Source organism: Hymenobacter busanensis (assembly GCF_008727865.1).
GTDB classification, from domain to species: Bacteria; Bacteroidota; Bacteroidia; order Cytophagales; family Hymenobacteraceae; genus Solirubrum; species Solirubrum busanense.
Genome location: NZ_VTWU01000001.1, coordinates 878,624 through 893,819 on the forward strand (window position 1 = coordinate 878,624; position 15,196 = coordinate 893,819).

Below are 15,196 nucleotides of genomic sequence, written 5' to 3' on the forward strand. Positions count from 1 at the left end.
TGCTTCATTTCCCCGAAAGCTGCCCATGAAACTCATCGAATGTCCCCGCGACGCTATGCAAGGCTGGGCCGATTTCATTCCCACCGAAACCAAAACCGCCTACCTCAACCAGCTCCTGCGCGTGGGCTTCGACACGCTCGACTTCGGGTCGTTCGTCTCGCCGAAAGCCATTCCGCAGCTGCGCGACACGGCCGAAGTGCTGGCTGGGCTCGATTTGAGCCAATCGGCAACCAAGCTGCTGGCCATTGTGGCCAACTTGCGCGGGGCCGAAACCGCCGTTGGCTACCCCGAAATTCAGTACCTGGGCTTTCCGCTGTCGGTTTCCGAAACGTTTCAGCAACGCAACACCAACAAAAGCATTGCCGAAGCACTGACCGAAGTGGCCCAGATGCAGAATCTGTGCGCGCAGCGCGGCAAAGAGCTGGTGGTATACCTCTCGATGGGCTTCGGCAATCCCTACGGCGACCCGTGGAATCCGGCGGTGCTCGGCGAGTTCACCCAGAAGCTCGACGCACTGGGCGTGCGCATCGTGGCCCTGTCCGATACCATCGGGGCCTCCACGCCGGAAACCATCATCCCACCCTTCCGGGAGCTGACGGCCGCTTTCCCCCACATCGAGTTCGGCGCCCACTTGCACACCACGCCGCAGAGCTGGCGCGAGAAAGTAGAAGCCGCCTACAGCGCCGGCTGCCGCCGCTTCGACGGTGCTCTGGGCGGCATCGGTGGCTGCCCGATGGCGGCCGATGAGCTGACCGGCAACATGGCTACGGAGAACCTGGTGCAGTACTTTTCCGAGCAAGGCGTACCGACGGGGCTGAACATGGCGGCGCTGCGTGCGGCTCAGATGCTGAGCCAGCAGGTGTTTGTTGGGCATTAGGACTGATAAATGCTAAGCAACCTTCCCATGTGGCGGAAGAATATTACACTGATTGATATTGGGCTTGGTTTGTTGCCGTTGCTAGCCATCGTTGCGTTTAGCTTGGTGTTTTATTACAGAGCTAATCGGCAGCTTGCGGATCTTGATCAACTTAACGGAGTGGTTAAGTCAGCGCAAGTGATACAAGGTGGTGGCAAAACAGAGCCCTATTATGCAGTGCTAACTACTGTTGAGCAGCCGCAGATTCCAGTAGGTATTTATATGGGGCAGGATGATGTTGCGGCCAACAATCTTGTAGCGCGCATTCATCCTGGCGACCAAGCTTTAGTATATTATGATGCTAGCGGGGCAATTGCCGAACAAGGCATCAACCTCCATGTCTACCAATTGGAAGTGAACGGCGCTGTGCTATATGGAATAGACTCGGAGAAGGATGGCAACCTGCGAATGGCTAGCGCTTTTGCTTTCATCGGGGCTCTGTGCTTTATGTTTTTACTTTTAGCAAACGCCCGGCGCCGCAAACAACTTGTGACTTCGGCCCGATAACCTTGCCAACCTTCTCTTCATGCCCGCCGCCCTCGTCAACCTCTTCATACCCTGCTTCGTTGACCAACTCTTTCCCGATACCGCCATGAACATGGTGAAGGTGCTCGAAGCCGTTGGCTGCCAGGTGAACTACAACCCTAACCAAACCTGCTGCGGGCAGCCCGCCTACAATGCCGGCTACCGGCAAGAAAGCCAGCAGGTGGCCGAGAAATTCGTGGCCGACTTTGCCGGTCCGGCCGAGCGGTACGTCGTGTCGCCCTCGGCCTCGTGCGTGGGCATGGTGCGCAACCACTACGGCGAACTGCTGAGCGACTCCAGCTGCCAAAGCCAGTTTCCGGCCCTGCAGCGCCGCGTGTTCGAGTTTACCGAGTTTCTGGTGGATGTACTGGGCGTGGAGCAGATTCCCGGCGCCGCACTGCCCGGCAAGTATACCTTCCACGACTCCTGCTCGGCCCTGCGCGAGTGCCACATCCGCGAAGAGCCGCGCCGCCTGCTCGATGCCGTGGCCGGGCTGGAGCGCCTCGAAATGGCCGAAACCGAAACCTGCTGCGGCTTCGGCGGCACCTTCGCCGTGAAGTTCGAGCCGATTTCGGTTGCCATGGCCCAGCAGAAGGTAGAGCACGCGCTGGCCACCGGCGCGCAGTACATCGTGAGCACCGACACCAGCTGCCTGATGCACCTCGATGCCTACATCCGCCGCGAAAAAAAGCCGCTGAAAACCCTGCACGTGGCCGATGTGCTGGCCAGCGGCTGGTAGACTTGTTTGTTGCCTGTTATCGTCTGTCATCCCGAGCAACGCGAAGGACCTTCTCCCGCCAGAACGACCATCGTACCAACGACTCGTTCAGCGGTGAGAAGGTCCTTCGCGTTGCTCAGGATGACGGAAAGCAAGATTACATCAGCTTGCGGATGCGCTGCTGCAGGCTTTCGGAGGCTTCGACCAGCGGCAGGCGTACGGCACCCGAGCAGATGCCCTGCACTTCCAGCGCGGCTTTCACGCCCACGGGGTTGCTTTCCTCATACATGAGCGGGTTGAGCGGCAGCAGGTCGAACAGCTTTTCGGTGGCCGCCTGGTAGTCGCCGGCCAGCGCGAAGCGCGTCATGTCGGAGAAGGGGCGCGGGAAAGCGTTGGCCAGCACCGAGATAATGCCCACCCCGCCGAAGGAAATCATCGGCGTGGTGAGCATGTCGTCGCCCGAAATCAGCAGGAAATCGGCCGGTTTCAGCGCGGCAATCTGCATGCACTGCTCCAGGTTGCCGCTGGCTTCCTTGATGCCGATGATGTTGGGGTGTTCGGCCAGGCGCAGCGTGGTATCGGCGGTGAGGTTGGAGGCCGTGCGACCGGGCACGTTGTAGAGAATGACCGGCACCGGCGCGGCATCGGCCAAACGCTGGTAGTGGGCAATGATGCCGCGCTGCGAGGGTTTGTTGTAGTAGGGCGAGGCCGACAGGATGGCGGCTACGCCGGTCAGGTCGGTGCTGCGGATGGTGCGCTCCACGGCCGCCGTGTCGTTGCCGCCGATGCCGAACACGAGCGGCACACGACCGGCCACGTGCTCTTTGGCTGCGCGCAGGATTTCAGTTTTCTCCTCCGCCGAAGTCGTCGGCGACTCGGCAGTGGTGCCGTTTACCACGATATATTCGACGCCGCCCTCGATGACGAAATCGAGCAGCCGGCGCAGCGCGTCGTAATCGACGGCGTGGTCATTGGCGGTGAAGGGCGTAACCAGCGCGACGCCGGTGCCGTGAAACAGGGGAAGGGGAGAATCGGCCACTGAGAAGTTGCGGGAAGGGGAAACGAACATTTGGGCAACCGGCGCAGAAAGCGTTGCTTTGTAGGTAGAACCGGCCGCGCGAAGGTAACACCGCGCCCGGCTTCGGTTGGTTTTTGGGTCTGATTTCTCGTTTCCGCTGCCCGTGGCGGCGTTTTTCCACCTCATGTCGCATCGTTTCTCCGCTTTTCTGCTAGGCACTGCTGCCGTGGCTGCCAGCCTCGCTTTGCCCGGCTGCAATTCCGAAAAAGCTTCGGCCACCGAAAAATCTACGCCGACCGCCGAAGCCATGTCGGGCACGGCAGCCACCGCCGCCGATGAGCAGGCCGCTGCCGGCACCGCCGCCTCGGCCGCTACCACCGCCGCACCCGACCCCAGCACGATTCCGGCCAGCAAAGCCAACGATGCCGCCGCCATTCTGGCCCGTCCGCAGGTGCCCATTCTGTGCTACCACCAGATTCGCGACTGGCGCGCCAAGGACTCGAAAAACGCCAAGGACTACATCGTGCCGGTCGATGCGTTCAAGAAGCACATCCAGATGCTGGCCGACTCGGGCTACCACACGGTACTGCCCGACCAGCTCTACGCCTACCTGACCACCGGCGCGCCGCTGCCCAGCAAGCCCGTCATGCTCACCTTCGACGACACCGACCTCGACCAGTTCACCATTGCGAAGCCCGAAATGGACAAGCACGGCTTCAAGGGCGTGTTTTTTGTGATGACCGTGAGCCTGGGCCGCCCCAACTACATGAGCAAGGCGCAGGTGAAGCAACTCTCCGACGAAGGCCACGTCATCGGCTCGCACACCTGGGACCATCACAACGTGAAGAAATACCAGGGCAAGGACTGGGAAACCCAGATCGAGAAACCCACCAAAACCCTGGAGGAAATCACCGGCAAAGACATCAAGTACTTCGCCTACCCCTTCGGCCTGTGGAACCCCGAGGCCATTCCGCAGCTCAAGCAGCGCGGCATGGTGGCTGCCTTCGTGCTGGCCGAAAAGCGCGACCAGCAGGACCCGCTCTTCACCATCCGCCGCATTATCGCGTCGGGCTATTGGAGCGCCAAAACGCTGCACAACAGCATCGTCAACAGCTTCGACGGCAAGTAAGCTGCCGATACGAAAAGCAAAAAGCCCCGACTGCGGTACCGCAGTCGGGGCTTTTTGCGTTGCAGGTATGCGTTGGCCTTATGCTGGTTTTACTCAGCCGGCATACCCGCTTCTTTCAGCGAGGCATAGCCGCCGGCGTTTACCACGTGCTTGAATCCATTCTGCTGCATTAGGGCCAGGGCCTTGCCGGAGCGGTTGCCGGAAGCGCAGTAGAGCACGTACGTGGCGTTCGGGTCGAGCTTGGCTACCTGGTCGGGGAAGTCGGTAGAGAGGAAATTGACGTTTCGGGCGCCGCGTAAATGACCCTTCGAGAATTCGTCGGGCGTGCGCACGTCGAGCAGTACTGTGTTGGGCTTGGCCAGCATTTCCTGCGCCTGCTTGGCGTCCACGGTCTGGGCGCGGGCAGGGCTGAAATCGGCGGCGGCAACCACCAACAGCACCGGGAGCAAATAGGGTAGCAGCTTTTTCATGGAAGTGGGGGTGAGGCTTCGCCAAGGTAACAATGCAAGCGCCCGAATATGTGCCGCCCGGCATTATTATTTTGCTACAAGCCGCCGTCCGACACCATAGCCAGCAAATCGGTTTCGCCAATGATGGGCACCTTCATCGTCAGGGCTTTTTCGCGTTTGGCTGGGCCCATCTTGTCGCCGGCCACCAGGTAGCTGAGCTTCTTGCTGATGGAGCCCGTGACTTTGCCGCCGTTCAACGCAATCAGCTGTTCTAGTTCTTCCCGGCTGTGCTGCTCAAACACGCCCGACAGCACAAAGGTCAGGCCGTTGAGCCGGTCGCTTTGCGGCTGCGGGGCTTCGCCGGTCAGCTCCATCTGCACGCCGGCCGCTTTCAGGCGCTCCACCAGTTCGCGGTTGGCCGGGTCTTGGGCCCAGGCCGCCACGCTTTCGGCAATGACACCGCCTACTTCGGGCACAGCGGCCAACTCTTCGGCCGAGGCGTTGAGTATCGGGTCGATGCTGCGGTAGTGCGCGGCCAGCTTTTCGGCCACGGTTTCGCCCACGTAGCGGATGCCAAGGCCGAACAACACCTGGTCGAAGGGCACCTGCTTGCTGGCTTCGAGGCCGGCCGTCATGCGCTGCACCGATTTCTCCCCGAGGCGGTCGAGCTGAATCAGCTCGGCGTGGCGTTGGGGCAGGTCGTAGAGGTCGGCGGGGGTGCGCACCAGGCCCAGGTCGAAGAAACGGCCCACGGTTTCGGCGCCCAGCCCATCGATGTCGAGGGCTTTGCGCGAGACGTAGTGCTCAAGCTTGCTTTTGAGCTGCGGCGCGCAGCCCCGCTCGTTGGGGCAGCGGTAGTGGGCCTCGCCCTCGGGCCGCACCAGCGGCGTGCCGCAGGCCGGGCAGGTAGTTGGGTACACAATCGGCTGGGCATCGGCGGGGCGGGCCAGCAAATCGACGCCGGTGATTTTGGGAATGATTTCGCCGCCTTTCTCCACGAACACCATGTCGCCGAGGCGCAGATCCAGCGCGGCAATCTGGTTGGCGTTGTGCACCGAGGCGCGCTTAACGACGGTGCCGGCCAGCGGCACCGGGTCGAGCAGGGCCACGGGCGTGACGGCTCCCGTACGGCCCACCTGGTAGATGATTTCGTTGAGGCGGGTGCGGCCGGCTTCGGCGGGGTACTTGTAGGCAATGGCCCAGCGCGGACTTTTGGCCGTGTAGCCCAGCTGCTCCTGCTGGCGCAAGTCGTCCACCTTAATCACAATGCCGTCGGTGGCCACGGGCAAGTCGAAGCGCTTCTTGTCCCACTCGTGAATGTAGCTGAGCACTTCGTCGATGGAGCCGGCCTTGCGCCAGGTATCCGACACGGGCAGGCCCCAGCGTTTCAGCGCCTCCAGGGCGGCGCTGTGCGAGGGGAAGTCGCGCTGGCGGGGGCTCAGGTAGCTGTAGGCGTAGAAACGCAGCCGGCGCGCGGCTACCACCGCCGAATCCTGGAGCTTGAGCGTGCCCGAGGCAGCGTTGCGCGGGTTGGCCAGCAGCGGCTCGCCGTTCTGCTCCCGCTCGGCGTTCAGGTCGTTGAACACGTTCAGCGGCATGAAAATCTCGCCGCGTACCTCGAAGTCGGCGGGCATGTTGCGGTCTTCGCGCAAATGCAGCGGGAGCGTTTTGATGGTGCGCACGTTGCTGGTCACCACGTCGCCGCGGGTGCCGTCGCCGCGGGTTACGCCCTGCGTGAGCTGGCCCTGCTCGTAGCGCAGGCTCATGGCCACGCCGTCGAACTTCAACTCGCACACATATTGGTATTCGGCGCCTTCCAGGCCGCGCTGCACCCGCTCGTCGAACTCGCGCAAGTCGGCCTCCGAGTAGGTGTTGGCCAACGAGAGCATGGGGTAGCGGTGCTCGGCCGTGGGAAACTGCTTGGTGATGGTGCCGCCCACCCGCTGGGTGGGCGAGTTGGGCTGGGCGTACTCGGGGTACTGTTTTTCGAGGTCCTGCAGCTCGCGGAGCAGGTGGTCGAACTCCTGGTCCGACACCTCCGACACGTCGTTTTGGTAATACTGGTGGTTGAGGTAGTGCAGGCGCTCGGTAAGGGCCCGGATTTTTTCTTGAACGGAGAACAGGTCGGTCATGGAAGACAAGGCGAAAAGAGCAGTACCGGAGGGGTAAAAATAGTGGTGCCACAGCTTAAGGCCGTGGCACCACGTTGTTCAATCGGCTACAAGATCGGCGGAATCCGAAAAAAACGCCGGAGTTCGTGGTCTTAGTTCTTAATCAGCACGCCGTTGGCTTCGAAGTTGACTTGCTGCTCGGGCTTGGTAATGGCCGCAATTTCCTTGTCCGACTTGCCGGCGTCGGTGGCGTAGTGCTGCAGATCTTCCACGGGCACTTCCTCGCGGTGCACCCAGCCGTCAATCACAGCCGTTTTGCCTTTGATGTCCTTGGGCACGAAGAAGGCGTAGTCCTTGAAGCGCACGCGCATTTCCTTGCCGTCGGCGGTTTGCATCTTCATCCAGCAGCCGCGGGCCTGGCACACATCGGTAATTGTGCCCACCAGCTTCACCTGAGCCGAGTCTTTGTCGCCGAGTACCGTAGGCAAGGCCGAGAGAGGCTGCGCATCGGCTTCGGTAATGGCTTCACCGTAGGATTTTGCCTCCCCCGCAGCCTTGCTGTCGGGCGCGGCGGCCGCAGCGGTTTCGGGGGAAGATTGCTGCTGGCAGCCGGCCAGCGACGCCAGCGCGAGGGCCAGCACAAAGAAAGAGCGTTTCATGGGGTCAGTTAAGGCAAAAGACTGACCCGAAGGTAGAAAAAGGTGCTCAGAGTTGCCCGTCGGTGCGCTTGGTAAGCACCAGGGCGCGGTCGAGCTTGCCGTTGTTGGCGCGAAACTCGGTGCGCACAATGCCCACGGTGGGTACGTAGAAATCGACAACGCGCATGATGGAGCGGCGGATCATGTCGGGCCGAAGCTGGGTGGCGTACTCGTAGTCGGACTCGACTTTATAAGCCTGGAAGCTGCCGGCGGGCGTGGTCACCGCTTCCGGGCCAATCAGGCGGCGGCGGCTCACGCGTGTGATGACCTTGGCAATATCCACGCTCGGGCTGCTGACCTCGACAGTGAGTTGGCCGTTGGGCAGGTTGCCGGCGGCGGGCTGGTTGGGCCACGACAGCGGAATGGGCTCGTAGCCAAAGCGCCGGTCGCGGAATGAGCGGAGCATAGCGGGGTCGAGCAGCAGGCGGCCGTCGGTCAGCACGCTGTCGTTGCGGCAGCTGAACACGTACTCATCGTTGCGCAGCAGTTTGTTGTCGGCGTCGTAGAGGCTGCTTTTCAGCAGCACCTCGGTGTAGGCCGGGGCTTTCTTCTCGGCGGCGTGTTCCGTAATGGTGGCTACCTTCATGATCTGCAGCCCCTGCGGTTTGTTGTTGTTGTCGGTAATCTGGTAGGTCAGCTCGGTGTTGCGGTAGAGGCCAAAAGGATGGCGGCAATCGGGAGTGGCCGCCGCTACCGCCGGCGTGGGTGCTGGCGCAGCAGTTGCCTGAGGCGATTCTGTGGGAGCTTTTTGGGTTTCGGGACGGGTGCAGGCGGCGCACCACAGCAGGGTGAGCAGCGGCCCGGACAGGCGGAAGAAAGCGGCAGTCATGGAGAACAGGGAGTGAAAACAGCGGTCCGCTGGCAGGCGGTTGGGGTGCATACGTAATCCGCCACGGTTCAGCTAGCCGATGACCCTGCCCGGCGCGGTTGCGTATGCACGGCTTGTCCATCTGCCCCCGGCTGCCGTACTTGTGGCCGGTTCCGCTTTCTCTACTTTCCTTTCTATGGCTGACTCCGCACAATCCTCCGGCAACTGGGCCGACATGGCCGCTTCGCTGCTCTCCAAGCTTTCGGGGGGCGTAGAAGTAGGCTTCACTTTCGACCAAATGGAAGTGCAAATGCCCGCGCCCAACGCCGCCGCGGCTCCCGCTACCTGGCGCCTCAACGGCTCGGTGCGCATTCGTACCCGCGGCGAAAATTCCGCCGCGCCACAGTCGGGCCCCGCCAATCCTGCCATCGGTGGCTAGGGGCCTCGATGTAGAAGCGCGGCTGGTAATTACCTGGAACGGGCACGACCTGCAACTGGCCGGCTCGGGCACCTACCTCATCCTCAATATTCCCAGCGCCCAGGTGCTCGATGCCCTCACCGGCGCCGACCAGAAGTCGAGCCGCCCCAAGGCACCCAAACCGGCCAACGCCCCCGATCCGCTCCAGCAGATCAACGACCTGATGCTGCGCCTCGGGCTGGTGCTCGACCTGCGCGTGGCCGGCAAAACCTGGGTGACGTTTGGCAATAGCCGCAGCCCCAAAATCACGCTAAACGCCGTGCTGGGCAAGATCGGCTCGTTCTTTCGGAGCTAGGTAAAAGCCGCCAAAAAACCGGCCTTCCGAACTGGCCGTCCGCCTCGTTTTTGCGTATCTTGCTCGGAGGCCACACCCGCGTAACCAACGGAACCTTTTGCGGTTCGAATGGTCTTAGACAAGCGGCCTTAGCCGCCCAGACCAATGAATTCGGACAAGGAACGCAAAGACAAAGTGGGAGCGGGGCGGCCGGCACCGGCCTTCGCCCGCATCGAAAAAGTGCCGCCGCTGGCCATGCTGCTCTACGTGGGAATGGTGGGCATCACGGTGCTGTTTGCGGTGCTAGTGGGCCTCTACATTTACACCCGCGCCCGCGACGGATGGGCCGACAGCGTGCACCCGCTGCCGCGCTGGTTTTCGCTGAGCACGGTGGTGCTGCTGGTGAGCAGCTACACCCTGGCCCAGGCCCCGCGCCTCTACCGCGACGATGACGTGCGCGGCATGGCCCGGTGCCTAGGCGTTACGCTGATACTGGGAAGCATTTTTACCGGCTTGCAGCTGCTGGGCTGGCGCGAGCTGGTGAATCAAGGAGTGTTTTTCACCGGCGAACCGTCGGGCACCTACATCTACATGATTTCGGCGCTGCACATCGTGCACCTGCTTGGCGGCATGCTCTTTCTGCTCACGCTGCTGCTGCGCGCCCTGCACGCCGCCCGCGACGGAGTACGTACGCTGGTGTTCATTCGCAACCCCTACCGCCGCCTCCAACTGCGCCTGCTCAGTACCTACTGGCATTTCATCGACGGCCTGTGGGTGGCCTTGTTCATGCTCTTCCTGTTTCTCTTTTAACAGACGTCCCAAAACTGCTTCGGGCAAGCCCTCCTGAATCGACAACGGCCCGGTCTGCACAGGCATACCGGGCCGTTGTCGATTCAGGAGGGTACGGTTAAGGAGCCACGGTCACATTGCCTTTGAAGGTGCGCCCGTCGGTGTACTTCACCAAGTAGTAGTATACGCCCGGCGCTACGTGGGCGCCGTCCCACCGGAAGTCCCGGTCTTGCGAACGGTATACTTCGTTGCCCCAGCGGCTGAAGATGGTGATGGAAGAAAAGCGTTGGCCGCAGAAATCGGGCGGGAGCGAAGGCAGAGCGAAGAACTCGTTCTTGTTGTCGGTGTCCTTGTTCGGCGTGAAGATATTATAGGGCACAAACTCGGGCGCCGCGGGCCGAATGACTTCGAAGCGCACCATGCGGCGTTGCGGGGCGGCCACGCAGGTTTCGTCGCGCAGGGTAAAGGTTACGGTGCGGGCGTACGCATACGGCCGCAGGTCGAGCGAATCGGGGTTGATGGATCCGCAGGAAGCCACCCACCGGAAAACGCCGGATGCTTTGCCCACGCCGTTGGTGGCCTGAAAGCTCATGCCGGCTGCCGCCAGGTCCGCCTCGTTGTCTTCTACCGCCAAGCGCAGGTTGTCATTGTCGGCATCGGTACCACTTAGGTTGGCCGAGTACACGCCGCCCAATGGTAGGCGCACCACGGCAATTGGGATGGAATCGGGCGGAAACGTAGTGGTTAGCACGGGCGCGGCGTTCTGGTAATTGACCTGCACGGGAATGAGCAGTTTGGTGCTTTCCTGCCGCTCCTGGCACGGATTGGCCACGCACGTTACCTCAAACTCGTAGAGCGTGCGTCCCACCGCCCGGCAGTCGACGGGCCACGAAAGGCGGGCGGTGGAGCGGCCGTTGGCGTTGGTCAGCACAATAAGTTGGGCCCCTACCGCCGCGGGCGAAAAGCCGCGGCCCGTCAGCTCCAGCGTCACCGCGTCGTTGTCGGGGTCGAGGCCCAGTACGTCCTGCCGCACCACGTCGCCCACGCGCGCCGCCAGCGGGAAAGTGGTCGGTGGGGCAATCAGGGACACTTGCGGCGGGTCGTTTGGCGGGGCTTGCGCCGTGAAGGCCACGCGCACCGTGTCGCGCCGGGGCAGGCTGCAGCCGTTGTCGGCCACTATCACGTCGAGCAACAGCACCCTGCCTTTCGAGCTGAAACACTCCGGAAAGCAAAGCGTCGACACGAGCGTATCGGGCTGGCCGGGCACGTGCACGGTGCCGCTGCGTACCGAGGGTGCGGGCAGGGTAGCGGTGAAATTGACCGGCCGCAACTCCAGCGTAAGCTGAGAGGAAGGATCGGGGTCGGTGAAGCGCATGCGCAGGCAGCGGTCGGTACCCGGCAAAATGTGCATGGTGTCGCGGCCGGGCACGTAGGCGGGCTGCCCGGAGCCGGGGGCTTGCACCGTCATGCGGGGCGTTTGGTTGCTCGAGCACCGAATGACCAGCAGCTGAAAGTCGCGCCGTACTTCCCCGATTTTCACGCCGCGGCGGTATTCCGCGCAGCGCACGCCAAACACAAACAAGCCGGCGTTGCTGGGCCGTACCGTGAGGCGGCCGGTGCGCGAGTTGATCCGCAGCGGGTCGAAGGCGGGCATTTGGTTTTGGGTGCTCAGGCCCGCTTCCCAACTGACGAGCGAGTAGGGCACGGCCCCAGGTTGGGCCGGTCGCGGGTCGGCGGCGCTGGCGTGGCCGTTGAGCGGCGTCACCATGTCGTACACCAGCGAGTCGCCGTCGGAATCGGTGCCCCCAAAATCGAAATAAAACAGCTCACCCAAGCAGGCGTAGTCGCTCAGGGGCGGAAAAATGCGCGGCGAGGAGTCGCGAAACACCTGCCCGTTGCGCGTGACGGGCGGAAATTCCAGGTAATAGGCCTGGCCCGCGTTGCCGGGGTTGGTGATGTTGTTGATGTTGTTGTTGCGGCAGCAACGCTCCACGGCCACGTAGTACCCCTGCGGGTTGTTGTAGAGGTTGGCCGGCAGGTCGATACCGGCGGCGTATACCAGCTGGCGCGTACTCAGGTCGCCAATGGCGCAGGCCACGTTGGTGTAGGGCACAAACGTGTTTTGGGTGAGCGGGAGCGTGAGGTTGCGCAGACGGCGGTTGGTGCCTTTCTCGAAAATGCCCGCGGTAGCGTCGGGGTCGAGGGCGCCCGGGTTGCCGTTGCGGGCGTCGAAATAGAGCGTGAGCGTGAGGCGGTAGGAGTCGCCCGAGAGGTATTGCAGACCCAACTCGCCGCCCACGATGTGCGTGGCCCGGGCCGGCAGCGCCGCCAGCAGGAGCAAGGCCCACAAAACCGAGTAGAAAATGGAACGCATAGGAAGCAGAAAATGGCCGGGACCCTCTAATGCGCGTACAAACAGCGCCTCGTGGCCCGAGCCTAAGGTACAACGAAATCGGGCTGTTTCGGCCCGCGGGAACGGCCATTCGGCCGGCCGGGTTTATGCGAGGCGGCCCGTATCTTGGCGCTTCGTTCTTCACCCTCGACGCCGCCCGACCGGGGCGGTATTAGCTACTCGTTTCACCCTCTACATTGGTTTCTTGCATGCGTTTTTTACCCTTCGCAGCGGTCGGGCTGCTGGCTAGCCTGGTAAGCCAGGCCCAGGACGCACCGCGGCACGCAAAAGTCTCCCAGTCGGCGGCGGCCGAATGCGCTGCCGCACGGCAGCACAGCGCGTTGCGCCAGCCAGTGCACACTGTGCGCCACCGCCAGAAAATGGAGCGCTACGACCTCAATTACTACAAGCTCGACGTGAGCCTGACCAACACGACGCTGGACATTGGCGGCTCGGTGCGGCTGCGGGCCCGCAACGTGTCGGGCCAGGCCCTCGATTCGCTGGCCTTCGAGCTCTATTCCACCTTTACCATCGACTCGGTGGTGGTGGACGGGCGTCGCAGCTCCGGCTGGCGACGTTCGGCCGGCGACGTAACGGCCCGCATTCCGCAGCCGATTACGCCCAACGCGCTGTTTTACGCCACCGTGTATTACCGCGGCACGGCGCCCAGCGGCGGCTCGGCCGCCATCGGCAACGGCCTCGACAACGGCTCCAGCCCTACCTACGGCACCCAGGTAACGTGGAGCCTGAGTGAGCCTTTTTCAGCCTACGAGTGGTTTCCGTGCAAGCAGGTCCTCACCGACAAAATCGACTCGGTGGAGGTGTGGGCCACTACCGACCGCCCGAACAAGGTGGGCTCCAACGGGCTGCTGCGCAACACTGTGCTGCTACCCAACAACAAGGTGCGCTACGAGTGGAAGACCAAATACCCCATCGACTACTACCTGATTTCGGTGGCCTGCGCGCCCTACATTCAGTACGACACGCCCACTACCTTGCCCGACGGGCGCGTGGTGCCGGTGGTGCACTACATCTACAACAACCAGGTGCTGACGGATCAGAAAAGCCTGATCGACCTAACGCCGGCCATGATCAACAACTTCTCGTCGCTGGTTGTGGCCTACCCGTTTGCCAACGAGAAGTACGGCCACTCGATGGGCCCCATTGGCGGCGGTATGGAGCACCAGACCATGACCACCCAGCAGAATTTCAGCTTCACGCTCACCGCGCACGAACTGTTTCACCAGTGGTTTGGCGACAACGTAACCTGCGCCCAATGGCAGGATATCTGGCTGAATGAAAGCTTTGCCACCTACGGCGAGTACCTCACGCTCGGGCCCCTGAGCAGCGCTTCCGACGCCCGCGACTGGATGAACGGGGAGCATAGCTACGTGATGTCGCAGCCCGGCGGCAGTATTCGCGTGCCCGACGCCGACTCGACCAACGTGGGCCGCATCTTCGATAGCCGCCTGACCTACGCCAAAGGGGCCACCGTCATTCACATGCTGCGCTACCTGCTGAACGACGACACCAAGTTCTTCCGGGCTCTGCGCACGTACCAGACCACCTACGCTGGCCGAACTGCCTACACCCGCGACCTGGTGCGCATCTTCGAGGCCGAAGCCGGCCGCTCGCTCACGTATTTCTTCCAGCAGTGGTTCTACGGCCAGGGCTTTCCTAGCTTTTCGGTACGCTGGAACCAAGTGGGCAGCAATTTCTACCTGCGCTCCACCGAAACGGCCTCCATGCCCACGGTTACGCCTTTCTTCGACACGGACGTTGATTATCTGTTGCGTTTCGCCTCGGGCCAGACGTTGAAAGTGCGCCGCCGTCAGGCCCAGGCCGTTACCGATTTTGGGGTGCAGTTGCCCGCCGGCCAAACCGTTAGCTCGGTTGAAGTCGACCCCGACCAGTGGATATTGAACGGCACCGGTACTATCCAGCGCGACAATGCTTTGGTGCTGGCTACGGCCGCTGCACAGCGTACCGAGCGCATTCAGGTATACCCAAATCCCGCCCACGCTGTGCTAACGCTAAGCAGCCTGCCGGCCCCGTCTGTACAAGCCGAAGTAACCGATGCCATCGGCCGCGTAGTGCTGCGTCAGACGCTTACCGGCACAACGCCGCAGCTCAACGTCGCTTCCTTGCGCGCCGGCCTGTATCAGCTGCGCCTGCTCACCAACGGCCAAGCCGTGCAGTTCGCGCGTTTCGTAAAGGAATAGCGGGTTCATTGCAGCACTAAAAAAGCCCTGTCGTAAATCGACAGGGCTTTTTTTATGCCTGGGAAGTGCGCGGCTCTTCCTGGACGTTGAATACGGCTTCCATTAACTCATCGAAGGAAAACGCGGGGCAGAACATGCCGTCGTCGATGACGTTGGCCATGACGCGGATGAACCCCGGAAGGCCGTTCAGGGTCACCAAATCGACGGCTATAGTGCCAAAGCGCTGCTGACACCGGCCGGTTTCGGGGCAATCGGTGGGCAGGGGCTTGAGGAAGTGCTTGGCAATGGCTTCGGTATAGCGCGGATGCTGGCGGATGCGCAGATCCGAGGACGCCAAGTGGTAACCCAAAGCCTGCACCCGGTCCCGAATGAGGTCGAACAGGTGTCGGAAGTTTTCGGGGCCAATTTGCGGATCGTAGAGCAACACCGCCCCGCGGTGGCTGCATTCCTGCAGCAGCTGGGCGCGCAGGTTGCCGTGGGCTGTGGGCAGCCCCGCCTTGGCGTAGTGATACGCCTTAAAATACGGGCCCAGCCAGTTCAGGTACGTGCGGGCGTGCACCCAACGGGCGTAGGCGCGCAGCTCGGAGGCCGAACGCTGCAGAGGTTTCCACGCGACGGGCGCGCCCGAACCCCAAAGCCGTTTAAAGAAGTGCAACACCACAGAATAAC

15 protein-coding genes are annotated in these 15,196 nt (G+C 62.3%); 8 read left to right on the top strand and 7 right to left on the bottom strand.

The window, feature by feature from the left end; all coding sequences use genetic code 11:
* The first annotated feature begins 25 nt into the window (after positions 1 to 25).
* Genes F0P96_RS03690 through F0P96_RS03700 form a run of 3 tightly spaced genes read left to right on the top strand, consistent with a single transcriptional unit; the run spans position 26 to position 2,180 of the window.
* Positions 26 to 877, top strand: coding sequence for a hydroxymethylglutaryl-CoA lyase (locus F0P96_RS03690; RefSeq protein WP_151077378.1), 852 nt, complete (start codon positions 26 to 28; stop codon positions 875 to 877).
* A 27-nt stretch (positions 878 to 904) separates the two neighbouring features.
* Entirely contained in the window at positions 905 to 1,423 is a 519-nt protein-coding gene (locus F0P96_RS03695; protein WP_151077379.1) for a hypothetical protein, read from the top strand.
* 19 nt (positions 1,424 to 1,442) lie between these two features.
* A complete protein-coding gene (locus F0P96_RS03700) occupies positions 1,443 to 2,180 on the top strand; it encodes a (Fe-S)-binding protein (RefSeq protein WP_151077380.1) in 738 nt (245 codons plus the stop codon).
* A gap of 136 nt (positions 2,181 to 2,316) precedes the next feature.
* Here the strand turns inward: F0P96_RS03700 and dapA are convergent, their stop codons facing one another.
* Entirely contained in the window at positions 2,317 to 3,198 is an 882-nt protein-coding gene (dapA, locus tag F0P96_RS03705; RefSeq protein ID WP_235917368.1) for a 4-hydroxy-tetrahydrodipicolinate synthase, read from the bottom strand.
* Positions 3,199 to 3,361: 163 nt separating this feature from the next.
* Here dapA and F0P96_RS03710 point away from each other — a divergent pair, with 163 nt between their 5' ends.
* Complete coding sequence (locus F0P96_RS03710; protein ID WP_151077382.1) at positions 3,362 to 4,306, top strand: polysaccharide deacetylase family protein; 945 nt, start codon at positions 3,362 to 3,364, stop codon at positions 4,304 to 4,306.
* 89 nt (positions 4,307 to 4,395) lie between these two features.
* Here F0P96_RS03710 and F0P96_RS03715 read toward each other — a convergent pair whose 3' ends face one another.
* The 4 genes from F0P96_RS03715 to F0P96_RS03730 all read right to left on the bottom strand — a co-directional run bounded on the left by F0P96_RS03715 (position 4,396) and on the right by F0P96_RS03730 (position 8,393).
* Positions 4,396 to 4,776 (bottom strand): rhodanese-like domain-containing protein, encoded by a 381-nt coding sequence (locus F0P96_RS03715; protein WP_151077384.1) that lies wholly within the window; start codon positions 4,774 to 4,776, stop codon positions 4,396 to 4,398.
* Positions 4,777 to 4,850: 74 nt separating this feature from the next.
* On the bottom strand, positions 4,851 to 6,887 hold the full coding sequence (gene ligA, locus F0P96_RS03720) for an NAD-dependent DNA ligase LigA (RefSeq protein ID WP_151077385.1): 2,037 nt from the start codon (positions 6,885 to 6,887) through the stop codon (positions 4,851 to 4,853).
* Between the two features lie 131 nt (positions 6,888 to 7,018).
* Positions 7,019 to 7,525, bottom strand: a complete 507-nt coding sequence (locus F0P96_RS03725) for a DUF4920 domain-containing protein (protein ID WP_151077387.1) — start codon at positions 7,523 to 7,525, stop codon at positions 7,019 to 7,021.
* 46 nt (positions 7,526 to 7,571) lie between these two features.
* The gene (locus F0P96_RS03730) at positions 7,572 to 8,393 is read right to left on the bottom strand and encodes a TapB family protein (RefSeq protein WP_151077389.1); all 822 of its coding nucleotides are present in this window, start codon (positions 8,391 to 8,393) and stop codon (positions 7,572 to 7,574) included.
* A 175-nt stretch (positions 8,394 to 8,568) separates the two neighbouring features.
* Between F0P96_RS03730 and F0P96_RS03735 the strand changes: the two genes are divergently transcribed.
* The 3 genes from F0P96_RS03735 (at position 8,569) to F0P96_RS03745 (ending at position 9,934) form a co-directional block, all read left to right on the top strand.
* A complete protein-coding gene (locus F0P96_RS03735) occupies positions 8,569 to 8,811 on the top strand; it encodes a hypothetical protein (protein WP_151077390.1) in 243 nt (80 codons plus the stop codon).
* Positions 8,804 to 9,145, top strand: a complete 342-nt coding sequence (locus F0P96_RS03740; protein ID WP_151077392.1) for a hypothetical protein — start codon at positions 8,804 to 8,806, stop codon at positions 9,143 to 9,145. The genes F0P96_RS03735 and F0P96_RS03740 overlap by 8 nt, the downstream gene beginning before the upstream one ends.
* Positions 9,146 to 9,289: 144 nt before the next feature.
* Positions 9,290 to 9,934, top strand: a complete 645-nt coding sequence (locus tag F0P96_RS03745) for a cytochrome c oxidase subunit 3 (protein ID WP_151077394.1) — start codon at positions 9,290 to 9,292, stop codon at positions 9,932 to 9,934.
* 97 nt (positions 9,935 to 10,031) lie between these two features.
* On the opposite strand, the gene F0P96_RS03750 is transcribed toward F0P96_RS03745, so the two are convergent.
* Positions 10,032 to 12,287, bottom strand: coding sequence for a T9SS type B sorting domain-containing protein (locus tag F0P96_RS03750; RefSeq protein WP_151077396.1), 2,256 nt, complete (start codon positions 12,285 to 12,287; stop codon positions 10,032 to 10,034).
* Between the two features lie 227 nt (positions 12,288 to 12,514).
* Between F0P96_RS03750 and F0P96_RS03755 the strand changes: the two genes are divergently transcribed.
* Entirely contained in the window at positions 12,515 to 14,527 is a 2,013-nt protein-coding gene (locus tag F0P96_RS03755) for a M1 family metallopeptidase (RefSeq protein ID WP_151077398.1), read from the top strand.
* Positions 14,528 to 14,579: 52 nt separating this feature from the next.
* Here the strand turns inward: F0P96_RS03755 and F0P96_RS03760 are convergent, their stop codons facing one another.
* Positions 14,580 to 15,185 (bottom strand): hypothetical protein, encoded by a 606-nt coding sequence (locus F0P96_RS03760; RefSeq protein WP_151077400.1) that lies wholly within the window; start codon positions 15,183 to 15,185, stop codon positions 14,580 to 14,582.
* Positions 15,186 to 15,196: the final 11 nt, after the last annotated feature.